This window comes from Prochlorococcus marinus XMU1412, from assembly GCF_017696315.1.
GTDB classification, from domain to species: domain Bacteria; phylum Cyanobacteriota; class Cyanobacteriia; order PCC-6307; family Cyanobiaceae; genus Prochlorococcus_A; species Prochlorococcus_A marinus_AF.
In genome coordinates this window covers 589,579-612,952 of record NZ_JAAORJ010000004.1, presented here as the reverse complement: position 1 = coordinate 612,952, position 23,374 = coordinate 589,579, and the positions used below count along the sequence as shown (strand labels likewise).

Annotated in this window: 23 protein-coding genes and 1 tRNA gene; 7 read left to right on the top strand and 17 right to left on the bottom strand. The window is 31.4% G+C overall.

All coding sequences use genetic code 11. The annotated features are described in order from the left end of the window. Nucleotides 1-48 precede the first annotated feature (48 nt). Nucleotides 49-852 (top strand): uroporphyrinogen-III C-methyltransferase, encoded by an 804-nt coding sequence (gene cobA / locus HA152_RS09825; protein WP_025928999.1) that lies wholly within the window; start codon nucleotides 49-51, stop codon nucleotides 850-852. Here cobA and HA152_RS09820 read toward each other — a convergent pair. From HA152_RS09820 to mazG, 10 genes are all read right to left on the bottom strand, one after another. Continuing rightward, entirely contained in the window at nucleotides 825-1,652 is an 828-nt protein-coding gene (locus tag HA152_RS09820) for an aminotransferase class IV (protein ID WP_209135813.1), read from the bottom strand. The two genes, cobA and HA152_RS09820, sit on opposite strands and share 28 nt — an antisense overlap. After that, complete coding sequence (locus HA152_RS09815; RefSeq protein ID WP_209135812.1) at nucleotides 1,649-2,965, bottom strand: anthranilate synthase component I family protein; 1,317 nt, start codon at nucleotides 2,963-2,965, stop codon at nucleotides 1,649-1,651. The genes HA152_RS09820 and HA152_RS09815 overlap by 4 nt, the downstream gene beginning before the upstream one ends. Next, nucleotides 2,962-3,636, bottom strand: coding sequence for a 7-cyano-7-deazaguanine synthase QueC (gene queC / locus HA152_RS09810; RefSeq protein ID WP_209135811.1), 675 nt, complete (start codon nucleotides 3,634-3,636; stop codon nucleotides 2,962-2,964). Before queC ends, HA152_RS09815 begins: the two co-directional genes overlap by 4 nt. Before the next feature lie 6 nt (nucleotides 3,637-3,642). Beyond that, nucleotides 3,643-4,314, bottom strand: a complete 672-nt coding sequence (locus tag HA152_RS09805; protein ID WP_209135810.1) for a 7-carboxy-7-deazaguanine synthase QueE — start codon at nucleotides 4,312-4,314, stop codon at nucleotides 3,643-3,645. Nucleotides 4,315-4,338: 24 nt separating this feature from the next. After that, nucleotides 4,339-5,949, bottom strand: a complete 1,611-nt coding sequence (locus HA152_RS09800; protein WP_209135809.1) for a CTP synthase — start codon at nucleotides 5,947-5,949, stop codon at nucleotides 4,339-4,341. Nucleotides 5,950-6,024: 75 nt separating this feature from the next. Beyond that, complete coding sequence (aspS, locus tag HA152_RS09795) at nucleotides 6,025-7,821, bottom strand: aspartate--tRNA ligase (RefSeq protein ID WP_209135808.1); 1,797 nt, start codon at nucleotides 7,819-7,821, stop codon at nucleotides 6,025-6,027. Nucleotides 7,822-7,876: 55 nt separating this feature from the next. Further along, nucleotides 7,877-8,989 (bottom strand): glycine cleavage system aminomethyltransferase GcvT, encoded by a 1,113-nt coding sequence (gene gcvT, locus HA152_RS09790; protein WP_209135807.1) that lies wholly within the window; start codon nucleotides 8,987-8,989, stop codon nucleotides 7,877-7,879. A 50-nt stretch (nucleotides 8,990-9,039) separates the two neighbouring features. Next, complete coding sequence (gene speB, locus HA152_RS09785; RefSeq protein WP_209135806.1) at nucleotides 9,040-9,921, bottom strand: agmatinase; 882 nt, start codon at nucleotides 9,919-9,921, stop codon at nucleotides 9,040-9,042. Nucleotide 9,922: 1 nt separating this feature from the next. Next, nucleotides 9,923-10,774: a polyamine aminopropyltransferase gene (gene speE, locus HA152_RS09780; RefSeq protein WP_209135805.1), complete on the bottom strand. Its 852-nt coding sequence runs from the start codon at nucleotides 10,772-10,774 to the stop codon at nucleotides 9,923-9,925. After that, complete coding sequence (gene mazG, locus HA152_RS09775; protein ID WP_209135804.1) at nucleotides 10,771-11,625, bottom strand: nucleoside triphosphate pyrophosphohydrolase; 855 nt, start codon at nucleotides 11,623-11,625, stop codon at nucleotides 10,771-10,773. The genes speE and mazG overlap by 4 nt, the downstream gene beginning before the upstream one ends. A 98-nt stretch (nucleotides 11,626-11,723) precedes the next feature. Here mazG and HA152_RS09770 point away from each other — a divergent pair. The 4 genes from HA152_RS09770 to HA152_RS09755 all read left to right on the top strand — a co-directional run bounded on the left by HA152_RS09770 (nucleotide 11,724) and on the right by HA152_RS09755 (nucleotide 15,605). Further along, nucleotides 11,724-11,795: transfer RNA gene (locus HA152_RS09770), tRNA-Val, on the top strand. Then, a complete protein-coding gene (locus HA152_RS09765) occupies nucleotides 11,766-12,152 on the top strand; it encodes an AIR synthase (protein WP_209135803.1) in 387 nt (128 codons plus the stop codon). The genes HA152_RS09770 and HA152_RS09765 overlap by 30 nt, the downstream gene beginning before the upstream one ends. A gap of 97 nt (nucleotides 12,153-12,249) precedes the next feature. Further along, nucleotides 12,250-15,006: a valine--tRNA ligase gene (locus tag HA152_RS09760; RefSeq protein ID WP_209135802.1), complete on the top strand. Its 2,757-nt coding sequence runs from the start codon at nucleotides 12,250-12,252 to the stop codon at nucleotides 15,004-15,006. Between the two features lie 2 nt (nucleotides 15,007-15,008). Continuing rightward, entirely contained in the window at nucleotides 15,009-15,605 is a 597-nt protein-coding gene (locus HA152_RS09755) for a TVP38/TMEM64 family protein (RefSeq protein ID WP_209135801.1), read from the top strand. A gap of 4 nt (nucleotides 15,606-15,609) precedes the next feature. Here the strand turns inward: HA152_RS09755 and HA152_RS09750 are convergent, their stop codons facing one another. From HA152_RS09750 to HA152_RS09740, 3 genes are all read right to left on the bottom strand, one after another. Next, nucleotides 15,610-15,762, bottom strand: a complete 153-nt coding sequence (locus tag HA152_RS09750; protein ID WP_209135800.1) for a hypothetical protein — start codon at nucleotides 15,760-15,762, stop codon at nucleotides 15,610-15,612. A 111-nt stretch (nucleotides 15,763-15,873) separates the two neighbouring features. After that, nucleotides 15,874-17,187 (bottom strand): ATP-dependent DNA ligase, encoded by a 1,314-nt coding sequence (locus tag HA152_RS09745; protein ID WP_209135853.1) that lies wholly within the window; start codon nucleotides 17,185-17,187, stop codon nucleotides 15,874-15,876. 24 nt (nucleotides 17,188-17,211) lie between these two features. Then, on the bottom strand, nucleotides 17,212-17,631 hold the full coding sequence (locus HA152_RS09740; protein WP_011819289.1) for a hypothetical protein: 420 nt from the start codon (nucleotides 17,629-17,631) through the stop codon (nucleotides 17,212-17,214). An 85-nt stretch (nucleotides 17,632-17,716) separates the two neighbouring features. Here HA152_RS09740 and HA152_RS09735 point away from each other — a divergent pair, with 85 nt between their 5' ends. Both HA152_RS09735 and HA152_RS09730 read left to right on the top strand, forming a co-directional pair. Next, complete coding sequence (locus HA152_RS09735) at nucleotides 17,717-18,244, top strand: SprT family zinc-dependent metalloprotease (protein ID WP_209135799.1); 528 nt, start codon at nucleotides 17,717-17,719, stop codon at nucleotides 18,242-18,244. 84 nt (nucleotides 18,245-18,328) lie between these two features. After that, the gene (locus HA152_RS09730) at nucleotides 18,329-18,883 is read left to right on the top strand and encodes an RNA helicase (protein ID WP_209135798.1); all 555 of its coding nucleotides are present in this window, start codon (nucleotides 18,329-18,331) and stop codon (nucleotides 18,881-18,883) included. Here the strand turns inward: HA152_RS09730 and HA152_RS09725 are convergent. The 4 genes from HA152_RS09725 to rplI are packed head-to-tail and all read right to left on the bottom strand — an operon-like array spanning nucleotide 18,863 to nucleotide 23,363. Beyond that, nucleotides 18,863-19,438 (bottom strand): chorismate lyase, encoded by a 576-nt coding sequence (locus HA152_RS09725; RefSeq protein WP_209135852.1) that lies wholly within the window; start codon nucleotides 19,436-19,438, stop codon nucleotides 18,863-18,865. The two genes, HA152_RS09730 and HA152_RS09725, sit on opposite strands and share 21 nt — an antisense overlap. A 48-nt stretch (nucleotides 19,439-19,486) precedes the next feature. Further along, nucleotides 19,487-21,454 (bottom strand): tRNA uridine-5-carboxymethylaminomethyl(34) synthesis enzyme MnmG, encoded by a 1,968-nt coding sequence (gene mnmG, locus HA152_RS09720; protein ID WP_209135797.1) that lies wholly within the window; start codon nucleotides 21,452-21,454, stop codon nucleotides 19,487-19,489. A 12-nt stretch (nucleotides 21,455-21,466) separates the two neighbouring features. Further along, entirely contained in the window at nucleotides 21,467-22,849 is a 1,383-nt protein-coding gene (gene dnaB / locus HA152_RS09715) for a replicative DNA helicase (protein WP_209135796.1), read from the bottom strand. Nucleotides 22,850-22,907: 58 nt separating this feature from the next. Beyond that, entirely contained in the window at nucleotides 22,908-23,363 is a 456-nt protein-coding gene (gene rplI / locus HA152_RS09710; RefSeq protein ID WP_209135795.1) for a 50S ribosomal protein L9, read from the bottom strand. Nucleotides 23,364-23,374 lie beyond the last annotated feature (11 nt).

The window sequence follows — 23,374 nt, the reverse complement described above, 5'->3', positions numbered from 1 at the left end:
CTTCATTACCATTAACTTTTACTACCATACTTGTTAATGGAGATTATTGTGCCCGGCATTGTTTATTTAGTTGGAGCAGGTCCTGGTGACCCTGAGCTTCTAACTCTAAAAGCTTTACGCCTAATCAAAAATTGTGACGCATTAGTACATGATGCTCTGATCCCGGATGAAATAACAAAAGAGGCAGGAAAACATACAGAAATTTTCCATGTAGGTAAAAGAGCTGGAAAGTGTTCTGTACCTCAGAATGAAACTAATGCTCTTATTTTGAAATTGGCAAAAGAAGGCAAAAATGTTGTAAGGCTTAAAGGGGGAGACCCATTCGTTTTTTCTAGAGGTGGTGAAGAGGTATCGATTTTAGAAAAAAATGGAATTTCAGTTGAAATAGTTCCTGGTATTACTTCTGGAATAGCTGCCCCTACATATTTTGGTATTCCACTAACCCATAGAGATGCTGCGAGTTCCGTAACTTTCGTCACTGGACATGAGCGTGTAGATAAGGAAAAAAAGACAGTGAATTGGAGAGATTTAGCTAAATCATCAGATAGCTTAGTAATTTTTATGGGTATAAAAAATATTGAATTTATTGTGGAAGAATTAATTCTAGGTGGTTTAGATAAGAGTACTAAATGCGCTGTTATTCAAGAAGCTACTTTAAAAAATCAAAAATGTTTGATAGAGAAATTAGATAATCTTCCAGATAAAATCAAAGATAAAGAGTTTTTAGCTCCATCAATTATCATTATTGGAAAAATTGTTGAATTTAAGGTTAATAACAATATAACTAAAGTATCTGATGTCTATTTACCAGATATTAATAAAGTTCAACTATATAATAAATCCCAAAAGTAAATTGGATCGAATTTAGGTTTAAGCTTTAAATCATTAATTTGATTAATTTGTCTGCAAGATAAGCTATTAATTGCAATTATTATGTCATCATTTTGAAATTCTGGAGGAATTAATTCTTCTTTTACAATTTTCAATTTTAAAGCTTCAGAAACCATAATCCCCTCTAAACAGCCGCTCTCTTTTCTAGGAGTTATCCATTGATTATTTCTTTTAATTAGAAGATTAAATGTACTTCCACAACAAAGTTCACCTGACGTATTCAAAAGGATAGAATCATCAAATGATTTTTCATTAGCTTCTGTCAAAACTTGTATTGCCTGATTATATGAAAATGTTTTGCATTTACTTATAAGACTGAATTCATTTATTTTTTCCGTTTGACTAATGCACACGCTTATCGGATTAAAATTTGGTTTGATTCTATAGAACTCAAGCCATAAATTATCCAAATCTTTTGTTTCTGAAGTGCTATCAATTGTTAGTTTTCGACCTTCATTAGTTCCTCGACTATAGTTTATTCTTACTGCAGCAAATTGATCATTTTTAAGCGATAACTTTTTAATTCCATCTTGAATAAGTTGTTTCAAAATTAATTTATTTATTTTGAGATTAATATTTAAAATCTTGCTACTTTTTTCTAATCTTTTCAGATGTTCATCAAAAAGAATAGGTTTGTTTTCTTTGATCAAAATGGTTTCAAATATACCATCAGCGAATTTTAATCCTCTATTATTAGCAGCAATAAATATTCTATCAATATCCAACCATTGATCCTTATGCCAGCCTAATGTTTCAATCATTTTAGTGAATCAATTAAAGGTAAAAGTTTCCACTTTAGTTCATTAGTTTCCTCTTCAGGGTTTGAGTCAATAACTATTCCGCAACCAGCATATATATTGATTTTTTTGTCTTTAATTAAAAATGATCTTATTAGTATATTGCTGTCAAACTCTCCATTCCAGTCAAGCTTCAAAAATGAGCCACAGTATGGTCCGCGTTCACATTCTTCTAATTCAAAAAGTCTCTGGCATGATCTTAATTTAGGTGCTCCAGTTATAGACCCCCCAGGCCAACAAGCTTTTAGTAAATCAATCCAGTTCTTGTCCTTTTTTAATTTGCCTCTGATTACTGAAGTTAGATGATGAACTTTTAAGAAACTTTCAAGTTTTAATATTTCTGGCACCATAATACTTCCTATTTCGCAAACTTTACTTAAATCATTTCTTATTAGGTCAACAATCATAATATTTTCCGCTCTATCTTTTTCGTTCGTTATTAAATCGATAGCATTAAGTGCGTCTTGATTTAAATCTTTATCTCTAGATCTAGTTCCTTTGATAGGCCTTGATTCTACAAAATTTTTATTATCTATTTTTATAAATCTTTCTGGCGAGGTAGATAATACAGCTTCTTTATAATTATCATTATTTATTATTATTCCTCCAAAGGGAGCTCTTAATTTCCTTCTTATTTTCAAATAAATATCTAGAGGATTATAGTTTTTGGAAGATTCAATTTGGCATTTAGTTGTTAGATTTGCTTGGAATATATCCCCTAGGGAAATTAATTTTTTCAATTTTAAAATATTTTTTTGAAATTTTTCAGCCATTTCGTCCAAATTTATTTTTGAAAAATCAAAATTTAAATTTGTTTCAATAATATTTTCTTCTTCAATATTTTTTATATTGTTGATTATGTTTTTATAATTCATCAGTTCAGATGAGTTTGTGCCTTCAATAATTATTTCTTTTTTTATTAGATTACATTTAATGATTGGATCATATGATGCAATCCATAATGTTGCCATATTAGATTTTCGCCATGGATTTTTTGGTTCTATGTAAACTCCAGCTTCATAACTTAACCATCCGATCCAAAATCCTTTTTCAATATTTTTTAAATTGTTAAATGGATTATTAGTTTTGTCTAAATTATTGATATCTCTTGATTGGATTATTTTTTTAGGTTTAATTCCTATTATTGACCATTCCCCATTTTCTTTGCCATCACTGTCTAGCCAAGCTAATCCTTTATCTCCGAATTTTTTTGTTAGATCATGCGTAATTAGTGCTGGATCTATCCATTTTTCAAGTATTATTTTTTTTATTTTCATTTTTTATTATTGTTATTAAGCCATTTTTCATAAGCGGCATTTCTAATTCTGCAGCTATCACACTTACCGCATGGTTTTGAATTACCCGAATAACAACTCCATGTTTTATCTAAAGGGACATGATTAGCAAAAGCTAATTGAATAATTTCCTCTTTATTTAAATCTAATAGTGGCGTCCAAAGTTTTATTGGATTATTTTCTCTTCCTCTTTTATTGGCTAAATCTGCTAATTCTTGAAATTTTTTAATGTAGTCAGGTCTACAATCTGGATAACCAGAATAATCTAGTGCATTAACTCCTAATCCTATAAAATCAGCATCTATTGCTTCGGCATAACTTAGTGCAACGGAAATGAATATGGTATTTCTCCCAGGAACATAAGTATTAGGAATTTTATTAGTTTGCAATCCTTCTTTCGGAATTTTTTTTTGAGTATCAGTTAATGAAGAGCCTCCCCATAAAGATAAGTCAAGCTTAATGATTTTAAATTCTTTGATATCAAAGTGTTTTGCAATTATTGATGCAGAATCTAGTTCTTTTTTATGACGTTGACCGTAGTCAAATGAAAGGCCAAAAATTTTAGCTTCGGATTTTTTTGCGATACCAGTAACTGTAGAAGAATCTAAACCTCCAGATAATAAAACTACTATCGATTTATTTTTAAGAAACATATGATTTCAATTAATTTTTAAGTATTTGTGAGTTTGAAGGCTCAATTTCCAATCTGGATTATTTTTTACGAAATCAATAGCAAGCGAAAAACCGTTCGCATTGTTCCATGCTGGCTGTAAATAAAAAATTTTATTTTCTTCTTTTAAGCCATCTTCGCTTTTAGAGAGTTGATATTGTTTTAAAGTTTCTTTTTTTATTTGAATAGCAAATTCAATATCTTCTATTTCATTTATGATTATTTTGATTTCATTACAGTTTTTTAAAAAATAATTTTTTGGAGGCGAGTGTCTTTTAGGAGATAAAGTAATCCAGTCATAGCTTCCTGATATCGAATTAACACCACTTGTCTCAATATGAATCTTCATTGGCTTTTGTTCTTCTCCCATCGTCAACTTTTTTATGGTTTTGCAAAAATTATCTAAGTTATGTTGTAAAGGTTCTCCACCTGTAATAACGCAAAAAGATGCTCCTTTTTCTCTGGCAATTTTTATGCGATCTATTATTTTTTCAATTGATATAGAAGGGTGCTTTTTTTCGTCCCATGAATTCTTGGTATCGCACCAAGAACATCCAACTTTACAACCAGCTAACCTAACAAAATAAGCACTTTTTCCAGCGTGATAGCCTTCACCTTGTAAGGAATGAAATTGTTCAACTAAGGGTAAAAAATTTGTCATTTTCATTCAAAAAAATAAAGAATATTAATTTGATTGAGTTAACTTTTCTTGAGAGGCTTTTATTAAACCTTTAAATAAAGGATGAGGTTTTCCAGGTCGTGATAAAAACTCAGGATGATATTGACATGCCAAGAAGTAAGGATGATTTTCCAACTCAATTAACTCAACTAATCTGCCATCTGGCGATGTACCACTAATTTTGTATCCGGAATTTAAAAAACTTTGTTTGTAGTAATTATTAAATTCGTATCTATGTCGATGCCTCTCATAAATAACATCTTCATCATACAATTTTTTTCCCGTTGTATTATTTGTCAATCTACATGGATAAACTCCAAGTCTCATTGTCCCACCTAAATCAACGACATCTTCCTGTTCTGGCAATAAATGTATCACTGGATTTGGAGTATTTGGATCTAGTTCTGAACTAGATGCATCTGGAAGATTAGCCACATTCCTTGCCCATTCTATAACTGCACATTGCATACCAAGGCACAGCCCTAAAAAGGGAATTTTATTTTCTCTTGCAAATTTTATAGCTGAAATTTTTCCATTGACTCCTCTATTGCCAAATCCTCCAGGCACCACAATTGCATCAACTTCATTTAAGAAAGTTTCTGCTGAATTTTTTTCTATCATTTCAGCGTTTACCCAATGTAAATCTAATAAAGCCTTGTGTTCAATGCATGCATGTCTTAAAGCTTCAACAACCGATAAATATGCATCTCCAAGTTCAATGTATTTACCTACGAGAGCAACTTTTATTGGAGCTCCAGGATTTCTTAGATTGTGAATTAGTGCTTCCCAATTTTTTAAATCACATTTTTTATCTTCAAGTTCTAGATACTTTAGGGTTTCTTTGCATAAACCTTCTTTTTTTAAAGAAAGAGGTACAGAATAAATACTATCTGCGTCTAATGCTTCAATTACAGAGTTAATATTGACACCGCAAAATCCACTGAGCTTTTTTTTAAGACCTTCATTTATCGATTTATCACTTCGGCAAACAAGTAAATCTGGCTGAATTCCAATTGATCTTAATTCTTTTACTGAATGCTGAGTTGGCTTAGTTTTGATTTCGCCAGAGGTTTTGATGAAAGGAAGTAATGTTACGTGTATGTATGCAACATCATTTCTATTGACATCATTTTTGAATTCTCTTATTGCTTCTAAGAAAGGTAGAGATTCAATATCACCCACTGTTCCACCAATTTCAGTAATAATAATATCTGCATTGCTGTTGGCGGCTACTCGATGGATTCTTTCTTTTATTTCTCCAGTTATGTGAGGAATTACTTGAACAGTTCCACCGTTATAGTTACCTCTTCTTTCTTTGTTGATGACTGCTTGATAGATAGATCCTGTAGTTACACTGTTTAATCTAGTCATTGCAGTATCCGTAAATCTTTCATAGTGACCTAAATCTAAATCTGTTTCAGCTCCATCTTCAGTTACAAATACTTCTCCATGTTGGAAGGGGCTCATTGTGCCTGGATCAACATTTAGATATGGATCTAGTTTTAATATTGAAACACTATATCCTCTAGACTTTAATAATCTACCTAAGCTTGCAGCTACAATTCCTTTACCAATGCTAGAAACAACTCCTCCAGTGACAAAAACAAATTTTGACATTAAATATTTTTAATTAAGCACAGCCTCCTTATATTTTATTTAAACAAAAAATTTTTAGAACATCCATATATATGCTTATTCATCAATTGTTATTTCAATATCTAATTCTTTTAATTGTGATTCAGAGACATTTGAAGGTGCATTTGTGAGAAGACATTTTGCTTGTTGATTTTTTGGAAAAGCAATGGTTTCTCTGATTGAATCTGCTCCAATGATCAGCATGGTAATACGATCCAATCCAAACGCTATTCCACCATGAGGAGGAGCACCCATTTCTAAGGCTTCTATTAAAAATCCAAATTTTTCATCAATCTCTTTATCAGTAAGTCCAACCGTTTTCAGAACCTCTCTTTGTAAGTTCGCTTCATGAATACGTAAAGAGCCACCTCCTAACTCCAATCCATTGAGAACTAAGTCATAAGCATTTGCTGTAGAGCTTTCAATTTCTTTTTTCAAGTTTTCAGAATCTTTAGATTTTATATTTTTTGGAGAACAAAAAGGATGATGTAAAGCTTCATATCTATTTTCATCTTCATTTCTCTCAAACATCGGGAAGTCAGTTACCCATAAGAAATTCCATTTACTTTTATCAATAAGGTTTAAGTCTTTTGCGATATATTGTCTAACCCTATCTAATGACTGATTGACAATTTGTTTATCTCCAGCTCCTAAGAGGATTAAGTCTCCATCTTTTGCGTCTGTGATTTTTAAAATATCAGCTATATGCTCTTCACTTAAATTATTTTTAATTGCCCCAATAGTCTCAAGCTCATCTCCTTTGACCCTTATAAAGGCCAAACCACCAGCTCCTGCATCTTGAGCTACTTGGAAGATATCACCTCCTGGTTTAATTCTTACGTTGCTAATACTTGAATTACCTCCTTTGACTGTTATGGATTTGATATAACCTCCAGACTTAATTGCCTTGGTGAAAATATTAAATCCAATATCACCTAATACTCCTCCTAAATCTTTGAATAACATTTGATATCTAGTATCTGGTCTATCAGTGCCGTAATTATCCATTGCTGATTGCCATGACATTCTTGGAAAAGCATTATTAAAATTAATATTTAATACTTCTTTCCATATTTTTTTTATGAGACTTTCATTAAAAGAAATTATTTCTTCTTCACTACTAAAGCTCATCTCAATATCTAATTGAGTAAACTCTGGCTGTCTATCTGCCCTTAAGTCTTCATCACGGAAACATTTTGCGATTTGATAATACTTATCTAAGCCCCCAACCATTAAAAGTTGTTTAAATAGTTGTGGGGATTGAGGTAAAGCAAAAAATTCTCCATTTGAAAGACGTGCAGGAACAAGAAAATCGCGAGCACCTTCAGGAGTTGACTTTGTAAGTAATGGGGTCTCTACTTCTGTAAATCCAAAATTATCAAGAAATTCTCTAGCAACTTTAATAATCTTATGTCTTGTTTTTAAATTTTCTAGTAATTTTCCCCTTCTTAAATCAAGGTATCTATATTTTAATCTGAGTTCCTCTTTTGTATTTTCATAATCATGTATAGATACTGGAAAAGGTAAGTTGTTTTTAATTTGGTTGAGAACTTGCAAATCTTTAACCTTGAGCTCTAACTCTCCAGTACTTAAATTTGTATTTATGGAATCTTTTGGCCTTTCATTAATAATTCCGCTAACCATTATTACTGTTTCATTTCTTAGAGTTTCTGCCTGTTTAAATAGATCTGCACCATCATCGGGGTTAATTGTTATTTGTAGAAATCCACTATGGTCTCTTAAATCAATAAAAATTACACCACCATGATCTCTTCTTCTATCTACCCATCCGCATAAATTAACCAATTTACCAATATCTGTATTATTGAGTTCTTTGCAAATTTTGTTTCTCATCTAAGTATGATTTATTTATCAATAACTTATAATAATTCTTTAAGGGTAAATTTAGTTAATAATTTTTTTTATAAAACGCTCTTTTTGTTATTACCCCTTTGAATTTTTTGCCTCTTATTAATATTTGAACTTCATTATTTATTAGGGCATGCGAAGTATTGATGTATGCAAAAGCTATAGCTTGTTGTTTAGTTGGAGACCAACTTCCGCTTGTGATAGTCCCAATATTTTCTTCACCTTTAAGAACTGCGCAACCTTTTCTTCCTATTGCTTTACCTTCTATAGAGAGACCAACTAACTTTTTTTGAATACCGAATCTTGACTGCTCTTCAAGAAATCTTCTTCCAAAGAATTCGTGATTATTTTCTAGATGTACTAGCCAGCCTAACCCTGCTTCATATGGAGAAGTTTCTTCATTGATATCTTGACCATAAAGATGCATGCCTGCTTCAAGTCTAAGAGTATCTCTTGCTCCCAAACCACAAGGTGCAACATTTTTGGAAATTGAGAAATCCCATAAATTAATTGCTGCTTTTTTAGATAAAAGTATTTCTAGACCATATTCCCCTGTATATCCAGTCTTTGAAAAGAAAATTTTTTCTTTAGGCGAAATATGTTCAAAAATTTTATATTCGCATCCAAAGTTAGGGATATGTGAGATCGAAGCTTCAATCCATTCTTCAAATAAATCGAATGAGTTTTTTCCCTGTAGTGCTAAAAGTACTTTGTCTTTTTTAAAGTTTGTTATCGAAAGTTCATCTTTATTTAAATTATTTTTTATCCACTGAAAATCTTCTTTATATCTACTTGCATTAACTATTAACAATAATTCTGATATGTCATTTTCTTGTATACCAAGGTCATAAATTATTAAGTCATCTATTATTCCTCCTTTATGATTGAGCATTACTGTATAAAGCCCCTGACCTTCAGAAGAGGAGTATAAATTAGTAGGGAAAAGTTTTTGAATATAATCCTTTGGATTAATTCCCTTAACAGATATCACACCCATGTGAGAAATATCAAATAATCCTGCTGAAGATCTAACTGATTCATGCTCTTTAATTAATCCTGAAAATGATATGGGCATTTCCCAACCTGCAAAATCCACTAATTTTGCATTGGATTCAATATATTTTGAGTAAAGAGGACTTTTTAGCAAATCCATGAAATATTTAGTTTATATTTAGTATTTTTACACTGTAGTTTAGAAATTTTTTATTGCATATTTTCTAATGACAAAATTAAGCTTCTAAGTACTTTGGCTGCAACTATGCTACTTACTCCGCTTTTATCAATTTCTGGAGATAATTCCACAATGTCTGAAGCCACAATTCTAAATTCTTTTAAAGTTTTCAGTATTTCTTCAAAATCATTCCAAAAAAATCCTCCCGGTTCTGGAGTGCCCGTCCCTGCTAATAAACTGGGATCAAACCAATCTAAATCTATTGTTAAATAGATTGGAGACTTAGCGTATGGTAGAAGAGCTTGTTTTAACTCATATGCATTTCCCCCTGGACAAAAGTTAACTAATTGGTTTTTGTTATACATAATTTCAAATTCTTCCTTAGTCCCACTTCTAATTCCGACTTGCAAAATTTTCTTTTCAGGTAGCACTTCTAAGCATCTTTTCATAGTACAAGCATGACTATGTTCATTTCCTATATATGATTCTCTTAAATCTGCATGAGCATCAAGTTGAACTAATATCAAATTTGGATACTTTTTTACTAATGCTTCAATAGCACCTCTTGTAATAGAGTGTTCGCCTCCAAGCATAATAGGACTAAGACTTTTACTAATTAAATAATTTGTTGCTGATTTAACCGATTCAATAACGGACTTTGAGTCATTTTTATCAATTAGTATTGATCCAAAATCAACATACATAATATCCTCTAAGTCTTTTTTTATTTTTGGACAATATGTTTCTAAACAAGTACTGACTTGTCTTATTGCATCAGGACCAAATCTTGCTCCTGGTTTAAACGAACATGTCCCGTCATAATTAACTCCAAATATACCAATTGAGCAATGCTCAGGACTTCTTTTTGCTCCCATATAAATTGCATTTTCGTTATCAAATAAATTTTTTGTCATCTTATGGATTTAGTTCTTTTATAATTTTATTTGGCATCATTTTGAATGCTGCATTTTGAAAATTTAAATTCCAAATTTCACATCCTTTTTCTATTTTTAGGGCTTCATCATAATTTTTCTTTGATAAATCTAGATCTTCTGAAGAAGCGAATGTCCAACTCCAAATCCCGCTTGGATATATAGGCACAAAGGAATACATAGTTTCAGAAACTTTAAATATATTTTTTAGGGTTTTCAAAATATTTATGTGAATATTTTTGAAGGATTCAGGAGATTCGCTTTGCGTTGCTAATATCCCCTTTGGTGTAAGTATTCTTTTACATTCTTCATAAAAAGAATCTGAAAATAACAAATTTGAAAATTCTGAGGGATCTGAACAATCTATAAATATAACGTCGTAAAAATTATCTCTTGTTTTTTTTACCCATTTAACACCATCATCAACATATATTTCTAATCTTTTGTCATTCCATGCTTCGCCTCCAATTTCTTTTAGAAATTTTTTAGATATTTTGATAACCTCCTCATCAATTTCTACTAGATCAATTTTTGATATTTGAGAATATTTAACGCATTCTCTTAAAGTACCACCGTCACCACCGCCAATAATTAGTACATTAGATTTTTCGTCAATGCTACTTAATGCAGGATGCACAAGACACTCATGATAATATTTTTCGTCTTTTAATGATGTCATCCAGCAACCATCTAACATTAAAGCTTTACCATAATATTCATTTTCAATAACAATAATTTCTTGAAATTTTGAGACTTTTTTAATTAGAATTTTCCCATTTAGGCCGAATCTTGAGCCTTTATGATATTCATCTATCCATGTTGTAATATTTGTCATTTGCTTTTAGGAAGTTTCCCTGCCAATTTTTGCTTCGCTATTTGCCAAAGCCGTTGAAAGTCTTTGGGAGTTTGTTTTTTAATATTATCTCCTGCATGCTCTTCGACGATTGAAAATCTGTCTAAAAATTTTATATTTGTTTTTTGAAGAGCTGACTCAGGATTTATTTTTAAAAAGTTTGAGAGATTCAGAAGGGTAAAGTAAATATCCCCAAATTCATTTTTTATATCTGAATCATTTTTGCATTTGATTGCCTCTTTTAATTCATTTATCTCTTCTTCTAACTTTTTAAAAATCTCATCAGTACTTTCCCACTTGAAACCATTTTCTTTAACAACATTTGTGATTTTATCTGTACCAATCGTTGGAGGTAAATTTTTAATTTTCAAATTTAAATTTCTACTAATTGAAGATTTTATACGAGGTGCATCATTTTCTAAATTTTTTATATTTTCCCAAATCTGTTGTGATTTTTTTAATGATACTTTTTCTTTTTTGTCAAAAATATAAGGATGTCTATTAATAATTTTCTTATTTAGATTTTTTATAACATCATTTAGTGCAAAATCTTTTTCTTCGTAGCCGATTTCAGCATGAAGCATTACTTGTAATAAAAGATCTCCTAACTCTTCACATATGTTATCTGCATTTTTTTCATATATCGCATTTATAAATTCATTACTCTCTTCATATAAAAATGGGATCAACGATATATGAGACTGTATTTTCTGCCATGGGCAGCCCCAAGTTTTATCTTTTAATGCTTTGATATTTAATATTAAGATTTTAAAACTATTTATAGTCTCTAAATCGGAATTGTTTTCCAATTTATATCTATTGTTTGAGGACATAGGATATATTTTATTAATTAAATTTTGCCTCAATCATGAAATATTTAAATACTTAGTATAAATTTTTCAACTTCATCTATTAGAATGATCTATTATGAGGGCGATTAGCTCAGCGGTAGAGCGCCTGCCTTACAAGCAGGATGTCCCTGGTTCGAACCCTGGATCGCCCATTTATTATTTTTCTAATGACTGAGATCGTCAATCTTTCAATCAGTCAAAGCGCTGCTTCAGAACTATCTAGGCAAGCTTCTTTTGGAGGTTCTCCTGGAGAAATGTCGATTGATTTGGTAAAGGATAAAAATTGTTCCGAAGGATGGATGCATATTAAATTAAGGCCAGGTACATGTAATGGATCACCTATTTCAAGAACTGAAGGAGTAACTTTATACGCGGATGTAAAAAAGTTTAATTTACTGAAAGATTTAAAATTAGATTATTACGGTGATTTGAGCGGAGGTGGATTTCTTATTTCAACACCAAAAAATGCAAAACGTTGCTCCTGTGGTTCTGGCTTCAAACTTTTGTAGAATGGGTGTGTCTTTTTTTGCAAACTAATATTATTTTCATTAATTGGTTGCTCTCAAGATAAAATAAACAAAAAGTTTATTGAAATAAAATTTGCACATGACAGAGATGAATGATCAATTATTTTTAGAGAATTATTCACCTTTTGAAGTAGAGAAAAAGTGGCAAGAAAAATGGGAAAGTCTCAAGGCGTTTAGTCCTAACCCCGAGGATGATGGGGAGCCTTTTTGTGTTGTTATTCCTCCACCAAATGTTACTGGATCTTTGCATATGGGGCATGCATTTAATACGGCTTTGATAGATGTTGTAGTACGTTTCCAAAGACTTTTAGGTAAGAATGTTTTGTGTTTACCAGGAACTGATCATGCTTCAATAGCTGTTCAAACTATTCTCGAAAAACAATTAAAAAGTGAAGGCAAAACAAGCGAGGATATTGGAAGAGATGAATTTCTTAAAAGAGCATGGAACTGGAAAGAACAAAGCGGTGGAAGAATAGTTTCTCAATTAAAAAGGATAGGATATTCAGTTGACTGGACTAGAGAAAGATTTACTCTTGATCAAAAATTAAATGAAGCAGTTATTGAGGCTTTTAATATTCTCTATAAAAAGAATTTAATTTATAGAGGCGAATATTTGGTTAATTGGTGCCCTGAATCTCAATCTGCCGTAAGTGATCTTGAAGTTGAAATGCAAGAAGTAAATGGTCATTTATGGCATTTTAAATACCCTTTAATTTCTGAAAGTGGTGAACAGTTAGATAAGTACTTAGAAGTTGCAACAACAAGACCAGAAACTCTTTTGGGTGATACTGCTGTGGCAGTTAATCCTGATGATGATAGATATAAAGAATTTATTGGTGTCAAAGTAAAAGTCCCTTTCGTTGATAGAGAAATACCTATTATCGCTGATTCACATGTTGATAAAGATTTTGGTACTGGTTGTGTGAAGGTTACTCCGGCCCATGATCCAAATGATTTTGCAATAGGAAAAAGGCATAATTTAAAACAGATTAATGTAATGAATAAAGATGGAACTTTAAATATTAATGCAGGTATTTTTCAAAATTTAGATAGATATGAGGCTAGAAAGAAAATTATCAAAGAATTGGATAACTTAGGCCTTTTGACAAAGATAGAGGATTATAAACATACTGTTCCTTTTTCTGATAGAGGTAAGGTGCCAATTGAACCTTTATTGTCAACACAATGGTTTTTGAAAATGGATGAAATATCACAAGGATGTCTTAATGAAATTGATTCTAAAAAACCATCGTTTATTCCTCCACGCTGGGAGAAAGTATATAAGGATTGGTTAGAGAATATTAATGATTGGTGTATCAGTCGGCAATTGTGGTGGGGGCACCAAATACCAGCCTGGTATGTTCTTGATGAATCTCAAGACTCAATAGAACAAAATACTCCATATATCGTTGCAAGAAATGCAGAGGATGCCTTAATCGAAGCTAATAAAAAATTTGGATTAAATATTAAATTGGTTCGTGATAAAGATGTTTTGGATACATGGTTTTCAAGTGGTTTATGGCCTTTCTCAACCCTTGGCTGGCCAAATATAAATGATCCGGATTTTAAAAAATGGTATCCAAATAGTGTTCTTGTTACTGGTTTCGATATTATTTTCTTCTGGGTTGCAAGAATGACAATGATGGGGAATACTTTTACAAATAATATTCCTTTTAAGGATGTTTATATTCATGGTCTAGTTCGAGATGAAAACAATAAAAAAATGAGTAAAAGTTCAGGTAATGGTATTGATCCAATACTATTAATTGATAAATATGGTTCTGATGCTCTACGATTTGCTTTGATTCGAGAAGTTGCAGGCGCTGGACAAGATATACGGCTTGATTTTGATAGGAAAAAAGATACGTCTTCAACTGTTGAAGCTTCAAGAAATTTTGCGAATAAATTATGGAATGCAACTAAATTTGTGTTAATTAATAAAACTTCTAATAATAACTATTCGCTTAATGAGAGTGATGAAACTTCTTTAGAGTTATGTGATAAGTGGATTTTATCGAAATTGAATCAGTTAAATATAAAAGTCGCTGCTTTGTTGAAAGAATATAAATTGGGAGAATCTGCGAAACTTCTATATGAATTTTCATGGAATGATTTTTGTGACTGGTATGTAGAATTTGCTAAACAAAGGTTTAATAATAAAGAGACTAAAAATAGACAAATATCTGAAAAAGTTTTAATAAAAGTGCTCAGTGATATTTTGGTAATGATTCATCCTTTTATGCCGCATATTACTGAGGAACTTTGGCATGTGCTGCAACTAAAACCAGATAATGCATTATTATCTCTTCAAAAATGGCCAATTCACGAAAATAAATTTGTTGATAATAAGCTTGATAATTCTTTTCAGCAACTCTTTGAAATTATTAGGCTGATTAGAAATTTGAGAGCTGAATTAGGTCTTAAGCCATCAGAAAAAGGTCCTGTATATTTAATTTCAGACAATGATGAATTGATTGATTTTTTAAAAACTTTAGTTGATGATATTCAAACCTTAACTAAATCTTCTGAAGTATTTATTTTTAAAACTAATGCTGTTGATAAAAAAGAGTTTGCTAAATCTTTTTCCGGGATAATTAGTGATTTAGAGGTTTACTTACCTTTTCAGGATTTTGTAAATATAGATGCATTAAAGGAAAGGTTAACCAAGGATTTAAAAAAGGTGACTATTGAATTAGAAAATTTAAATAAGAGATTATCTAATAAAAATTTCGTTGATAAGGCTCCAAAAGATATTGTTGACGAATGCAGATTAAAATTAAATGAAGGTTCGGTACAAAAGGAAAGTATTACAAAAAAACTCGAACTTTTGAATTGAGAATGAATATATTTCTTGAAAATATTTATAATTTGTCTTTTTTTTTTAATACTGGTTTTGGGATCTTTTCGTTTGTTTGCATTTATATTTTAATTGTTTTATTAATACTTCCAGCTTCTTGGTTATCTCTATTATCAGGTTTTTTATATGGCTCATACTTAGGATCAATTATCGTTTTCATTTCCGCTTCCATAGGAGCATCAGTTGCTTTTTTTGTATCAAAAAGTTTTTTTGCAAAAAAGCTAAAAAATCTTTTTAGCCGTTATCCAAAATTAAGTGTCATGGAAAAAGTAGTAGAAAAAGGCGGACTTAAATTAATTTTTTTAGCGAGATTATCTCCGATATTTCCCTTCAGTATTCTTAATTATTTTTATGGTTTGAATAATGTTAAATTTAGAGATTTCGCTCTTGGTCTTCTTGGAATAATTCCAGGAACTTTTCTTTATTGCTCAATAGGTAGTTTGGCAAAAAGTATTCAGGAGTTAAAAAATGTGCAATCACCAAATAATTTATATATTACTAGCATTGGAATTATTTCAACTTTTTTAGTTGTATATTTCTCATCTAAATACTCCAGAGAATATTTTGAAAAATCTTAAGAATTTACTCTTTAATATTCCAATCTCTAATTGACGCAATTAAGATAAACCACAAAAGCCTTAATTTACCTAGTAAAGTTTTGTTGGCTTCTAATTCGATATATTTTGCCTGTCCACAAGGTTTTTTTATAAAGTTGAAAACTGTTTTCTTCGTCATAAGTCTCTCAAAAAGTCCTGATAATTATTCTTATATTTTATAGCCAAGATTTTTTTTTTATTTAAAAACCAAATTTTTCTTTGACTACTTTGTTGAATATTTTTTTAAAATTTAAATTTTATCTCCATCTTTAAATCCTCTAAAGCATTTAAATCGAGGAAACCTCAGACTAAAAGCCACCGCATCCTTTGACTTGGTTTTTGCATCAGCTCTGATTTCTACAAGTTGACCAACGAGATGATTACGTTTTGACCAATATTCTTCACGTTGGATATCACTAAATCCGCTTCCGCAACTAAGACTGTATTCATACCCATCATCTTCTCCTTCTACTAGGATTGCTCCCAGTCTCCCTTTGTTGCGACCTGTACCTTCTTCAACCGATACAACTTTTAAAGTGACTTCAATGAAAGGTTTTGCTTTTAACCAACTGTGTGTTCTTTTACATTCATAGATAGCATCAGGATCTTTAATCATTACTCCTTCATACCCACCTTCCACAGCAGATTTATTCAGCTCTACAAATCTTTTTTGTCCTTCAATAGTGTCGAGATCTACATTTTCCCATTCAAGTGTTTGTATATGTTTTAGAAGCATAGAATGTTTTGCTACCCATTCTTTTACTAATAAACTTCTTTTCGTTTGACTAATGTTCCATTTCCCTTTTTGAAAGTTTTCAAGGGGACATAAGTCAAATAGGTGGAGAACTGCGTCTTTGGTTTGTTTACCATCTTTTCTATGTACCTGTTTCATTAAATCTTGAAAGTTAGCGCTCATCACTTCACCATCGAGTACTAAGTCATAAGGTGCTGGGTCTTCTTTTAAGGCGATTTCTATTTCTGAGATAATATGACCAAAATTATGGAATTGTTTCCCATTACGAGAAAACATTTCTACTTTATTTTGTCTAATAATAGTTAAGACGCGTACACCATCTAATTTGATTTCAATTTGCTTTTTTCCTATCATTTTTTTTTCATGATTTGCACTGTCATGAGCTAAAGGACAAGAAAAAATAGGAATAGCATATTTGGGAAATTTCTTTGCTATCTTGTTGATTGTTTTTTCAGATACACCACATCTAAGATCTTTAATTAAAACTCGTCTATAAAATCCATTCCACTCTTCTTTTGTTGCAGATTCCATAGCCGTAAGAATCGCATCGCGTGCAGCGTGACCAGTAAGTTCTCTTTGAATAAGCTTATTGGCTAATTTTCTAAAATCTTCCCATAAAAAATTTTGACTTTTTTCAGTCTCTTTCTCAGGGACAATTTTTACACCAAAAGTTACTAATGGATCAAGTGCCATACGTATACCTTCAAAAAAATCATCTAGACCTTCTTTCATTGCTTCTGAGATAATTTTTTCTTTATCTAATCTACTTGGGTGTAATTCTAATTGATGTATTATTTCTTCTTTAAACAATTCTTTTTGCCTCACAAAAAATTATTAATTCACTTTAGCTATTCTGTCTATTTTCCAATCATTGTCAGTTTTTGCAAAAGTAAAATCTAATGGGAGCTCATCTTGTTTGTCTTCTGATTTTAAATTTAAAGTTATTATGATTTGATCTTCTTGGACTCTAGGTCTTCCTGATTTTAAATTTCTGTATTTATTAAGGTTTAAACTAGCTAGAAATTTAAGAAAGTCTTGTCGTTTTACATGAGTTTTATAAGTTTTTGTAGTCAAACCATAAGCTGCATCAATTCTACCAGCAGCTATTTGATCGAAAAACTTTCTTACTAATGGATTAATTCCTCTGGCGCTTATAACTAATTTGACTGCATTAAAAGTCCAAAAAGAAACTAGTACAGCACCGCCAACTAATAATGCTTTAATTCCGATATCTTTAACTAGTGTTGCATCCATGTTAATTTGAGTTTTCTATTACTTTAAGAAAAGAAATCGTTTTTGATGGCTTTTTTTGTCAAAATAATACTAATTTTAATCCATAATGCCTGTAATTCCTCTTTTACCTTTATTTCATAGATTTAATAGCCAATATTTTGAAAATTCTTTAACGGTTAATAATCACCCTTTAGTAAAAGTTAGATGGAGTGATAATAGATTAAAAACTACTGCTGGTTTTTATAAAAGAAAACGTATTAATGGTTTTATAGATTCTGAAATTATCTTATCGAAACCTATCTTGAGTAAATTATCCACTAGTGAAATAAATAGCACTTTATGTCATGAAATGATTCATGCATGGGTAGATAGGATATTAAAGAAAAATGAGATACATGGTCCAAATTTCCTACAAAAGATGCATGAAATTAATTCAAAAGAGAAGAATTTTCAAATTGCTGTAAGGCACTCATTTCCTATAGAAAGGAGAGAATTAAAATATATAGGAACTTGTCAACACTGTGGTGAGAAATTTTTTTATAGAAAAAGAATAAAGAATATAGCCTGTAAAAAATGTTGTGTAAATTTCTTTAATGGAGCATGGAATAAAAAGTGTTTAATTTTGTTTGATTAGAAATAATTAGATGTGTTTTTGTTTCTATCTTTGGAATTATTGATTTTTTTAATGTAATTTATATTTTAAAAAGAACAATAATTTATGGATTCAAGGAGAATTAGAAATCTTAGAAATAGTTTTGATAGAAATATTGTTGATAAACAAGTTGATAAAATTTTTGAAACTGGAAGACAATTCGTTGATGGAGTATCTGGTGCTAGGCCAGGTAAAAGAAGGAACTCAGATTTTCAAGGAATAACAAGTAAGAGTGTTAAAAAAGTAGGAAGATGGGTATCTGAAAAAGTGGATTTATTTTTTGATGAAGAAAATGATGATGAGAATTTTTACGATGATCAAAGCGATATTAAGACATTTTCCAGAGAATCAAATTCTTATGAATCTACTACACAGCATTCAAAAAGACCTTTAGAAGCAATATCTTTAAGGCAACCAAAAAATTTACAGACAACTGAGCAAAAAAAATTACCTTATGTGAAAGAGAGTAAGGACGAAGATTGGCCAGATGAAATGGATTTCAAAGTTGAAAGATGGCAAAGATCTTCAGAAAATGAGAATAATACTTCGAGAGATCAATCAATCCAACAAGTTCAATCAAAATCAAGAAATCTTCCTAGATCAAGAAGAAGAAGAGTATAGTTTGGTAAATTCTTTAATTCCTGAATAACCCAGTAAAGTTTCTAAATTTGGATTGAAAACTTCCCTTATAATAGTTAAGGGTTTTTTGTCTCGAAAAAATCTGTAATTTCTTGACCAGAATGGTCCTTTAAAGCAAAATTGATCTTCTAACCATTTTGCATTGACAAGTGAAATACGATCAACTTCTCTAAATAATTCCGATCTGTCTTGTGTCAAATTCTTCCAAATTGGCTCTTCCTTGGCTTTTAAATTTTCACTCACTTGATCTGCATTCCACCAACTTTCTGCCCATGCAAGGTTTTTATTATTGCTTTTGATCCATACTTGTCTTCTAATTAAAGGGCCATTTAACTGATTCAATTCTGTAGGCCCTTCTTGAGTTGATAGAGGATCTAATTGCATTGAAATTAATTTAATTTTTGTCTCTTGATTAGTTAAAAGCTGCAGGTGTCTAGTTGGACTTCCATCCCCAAGCAGCATTAATTTCCATGGACCAGATATTTTTGGTAGTGAATTCTTCACTAAAAAATTAGAGGCTTTTTCTTCCCATAAAATTTTTGGAGAGTTAAAAAGTTTATTAATCAGTGCTCTTACGGAGTGCTTTTAAGATGATAACTTTTTTTCAGCAAAAATATTTGCCTTATCTTTTTTTATCTCTCTTATTTTTAGCCAAACAAGTAAAGCAGTTAAATCAGCTTTGCTAACCCCAGGAATTTTTGAAGCATCACCAAAATTTTTTGGCTTTATCTTATTCAAATTTTCTCTAGCTTCTAAAGATAATGTATCTATCTTTTCATAATTTATTTCTTGAGGCAGAGATTTACAGCTTTGACGATTTATTTGTTCAATGTTGTTTTTTTGTCTTTTAAGATAACCCTCGTATTTAATATCTATTTCGACACCTTCTTGTATTGAAGAAGCTATATTTTTTTCAGTCAAATTATATTTAATTAAATCTGAATAATGAAAGTTTGGTCTTTTTAAGAGTTCTTTCAAAGTTGTTGAGCCTTTGATTTTTGATCCAGTGGCTAATTCTAGTTTTTTTGATATTTCATCCGTGTTTTTTAAACGAGTGTTTTTTAATCTTAATTTCTCTTTTTCAAGGAGTTTTATTTTTTCTTGATAGACCGACCATCTTTTCTCATTAATTAGCCCTATTTCATAACCTAATGGGGTCAATCGCCTATCTGCATTATCTCCTCTAAGGGTCAACCTGTATTCACTCCTACTAGTAAGAACTCTATATGGTTCTTTGAGATCTTTGGTAATTAAATCATTGATCATTGTTCCTATATAGCTGCTTTCTCTAGTGAAGATGATTGGATCTTTTTTGTTTAGTTTTCTTGTCGCATTGACTCCGGCTACTAATCCCTGAGCTGCTGCTTCTTCATAACCAGTAGTTCCATTAATTTGTCCAGCGCTAAATAAATACTCAATTTCTTTCGTTTCGAGTGATGTTTGGAGTTGTGTTGCAGGTATATAGTCATACTCGACAGCATAAGCTGGTCGCAACATTTTACATTCATTTAATCCAGGTAAGGTTCTTAGAAGTTCTAATTGAATATTTTCAGGTAAACCTGTAGAGAATCCTTGAACATATATTTCAGGGGTATTAATTCCTTCTGGTTCTAAGAAAATTTGATGTGATTCTTTATCAGCAAATTTAACGATTTTATCTTCAATTGATGGACAATATCTTGGCCCCTTACTATCAATAAAACCGCCGTAAATCGGAGTTAAATGTAAATTGTCTCGAATTAGTTGATGTGTTTTGGTAGTTGTTCTTGTGATATGACAACTAACTTGGGGCATATTATTTTTGATATCTGGATCAAACGAAAAATATTTATCTGCTGCAGTACTTGGTTGAATATCTAATTCATCAAAAATGATACTTCTTTTATCAACTCTTGCTGGAGTTCCTGTTTTTAAACGTTCTGTTTTGATACCAATTTCGTGTAAATTTTGAGTAAGACCTTTTGCTGCTTGTTCGCCCGATCTACCAGCTGACATTGATTTATTTCCTATCCATATTCTTCCTTCTAAGAACGTACCAGCTGTAATGATAACTGATCTTGCTGAATAATAACTACCAAAGAAAGTCCTTACACCCTTTATTCTTTTTTTTACGATTTTTTTTGAGTTCAATCCAATTTCTTCAGTTTTTCCGATATCTAGTTCAGTAATCATTGCTTCTTTTAATGATAAATTATCTGTATTTTGTAGTATTTCAATCATCTTTTTTGAGTATTCTCTTTTATCTGTCTGAGCTCTTAATGCCCATACAGCTGGACCTCTACTTGCATTTAATATTCTTTTTTGTATAGCTGTCTCATCAGCTAATTTACCAATAATTCCACCTAATGCATCAACTTCATGTACCAACTGACTTTTTGCCGGGCCGCCAACAGCAGGGTTGCAAGGTTGCCACGCAATCCTATCTAAATTGATTGTAAATAAGGCTGTAGAAAATCCTAATTTTGCTGTTGTTATAGCAGCTTCGCATCCTGCATGTCCTCCACCAATAACGATGACATCAAAAGATTCATTTGTTGAGTGATGATCTTGCATTTTAGGATTGATTTAATTAGCTAAATTCCTAAATCTCGTAAATTGAGGTTCAAATAATAATTTAACAGTTCCTACGGGTCCATTTCTATGTTTAGTGACAATGATTTCTGTAATTCCTCTATCTTCAGTCTCTGGATTATAGTATTCGTCTCTGTAAATCATTAATACTAAATCTGCGTCTTGTTCAATAGATCCTGATTCTCTTAAATCGCTTAACATTGGTCTTTTGTTTGTTCTAGACTCAACCCCTCTACTAAGCTGAGATAAAGCTACTACTGGTACTTTTAATTCTCTGGCCATGCTTTTAAGACCTCTTGTTATTCGTGAAAGTTCTTGCACTCTATTATCAGGGGTTGATCCTTCCATCAACTGGAGGTAATCAATCACAATTAATCCAAGTTCTTTTTTTTGTTCAGCTATTAATCTTCTGCACAGAGATCTCATCTCTAAAACACTTAAGTTAGGCTTGTCATCTATAAATATTGGCAATTGACCTAATGAATTGATACCTTCTCCGAGTAATGGCCATTCATCTTGCTGTAATCTTCCTGTTCTTAGCCTGCCACTCTCGATTCCAACTTCCATAGAGAGCAATCTATATGTCAATTGTTCTTTACTCATTTCAAGGCTAAATACACACACAGGTAAATCTTGCGATTGTGCAACATTTTTTGCCAGATTAAGAACTATTGAAGTTTTCCCCATTGAAGGTCTTCCAGCAACAATTATTAAATCACTTCTTTGAAAACCTTGAGTCATCGCATCAAGGTCGTAGAAATTTACTGGAATACCAGCTACTGAAGTACCTAATGATCTTGACTCTATTTCATTGAAAGTACTTGTAAGGATTTCAGCTGCTTGAGTCAGGCCTTTTGAAGGTTTTTCTTGGCTGATTTCAAATATTTTTTGCTCTGCTTTATCTAGAACTTCATTAGTATCTTGAGTTTGATCAAAACCTAGTTGAACTACTTCATTACCAGATCTGATAAGTTGCCTTCTCATGAATTTGTCGTTAATTAAATTAGCAACTTGTTCTATGGAAGCTGTAGAGGAAACATTTTCAACTAGTTCTACCAGTTTGCTGTTTCCTCCAATTTTTTCTAGTGATCGATTATCTGCTAACCAAGCACTCATTGACGTTAAATCAGTTGGTTTACCCTGGGTATGCAACATTAATGCTGTTCTATAAATCTCTTGATGGGCATTTATATAAAAAGCTTCAGGTTTAATTAAGTCTGCAATTCTTCCGATTGCGTCTGGATCAAGAAGTATGCCCCCAAGAACAGCTTCCTCAGCTTGAACATTTTGAGGAGGTACTAATCCAGAGTTTTCACTATTAAAATCCTTTTTAAAATTTTTATTTTGCCCATTATTTGGAAAAGGTACGGAAACCATATCTTTAATTGCTTAGATATATACTCTGGCTACTTTTCAAAATAATGCAACAAATTTATTAACTTGTTACTTCAATATTTACTTCTGCATTTACTTCTGGATGTAATTTCACTTTTGCAGTAAAGGAACCTAAATTATGAATATCAGGAACAGTAATGTTTCTTCTATCAATTTCTTTTTTAGTTGCCGCTTCTATCGCTTCGGCGACATCCCCATTGGTAACAGTTCCAAAAAGGACACCATCTTCTCCAACCTGTTTTTTGATAGTGAACCTACCTATTGTAGATAATGCAGTTTGGAAATCTAAAGCTTCTTTCTTTAATTTATCAGCAGCGATTTTTTCTTTTTCTTTCTTCCTCTCAATTTGTTTAAGGACTGCTGGTGTGACATTCATTGCCTTACCATAAGGTAATAGAAAATTTCTTGCGTATCCTGGTGCTACATCAACTAGATCTCCTTCTTTACCTAGTGAAGCGATTGATTCAGTTAATGCGACTTGTACTCTTTTAGCCATGAAAATATTGA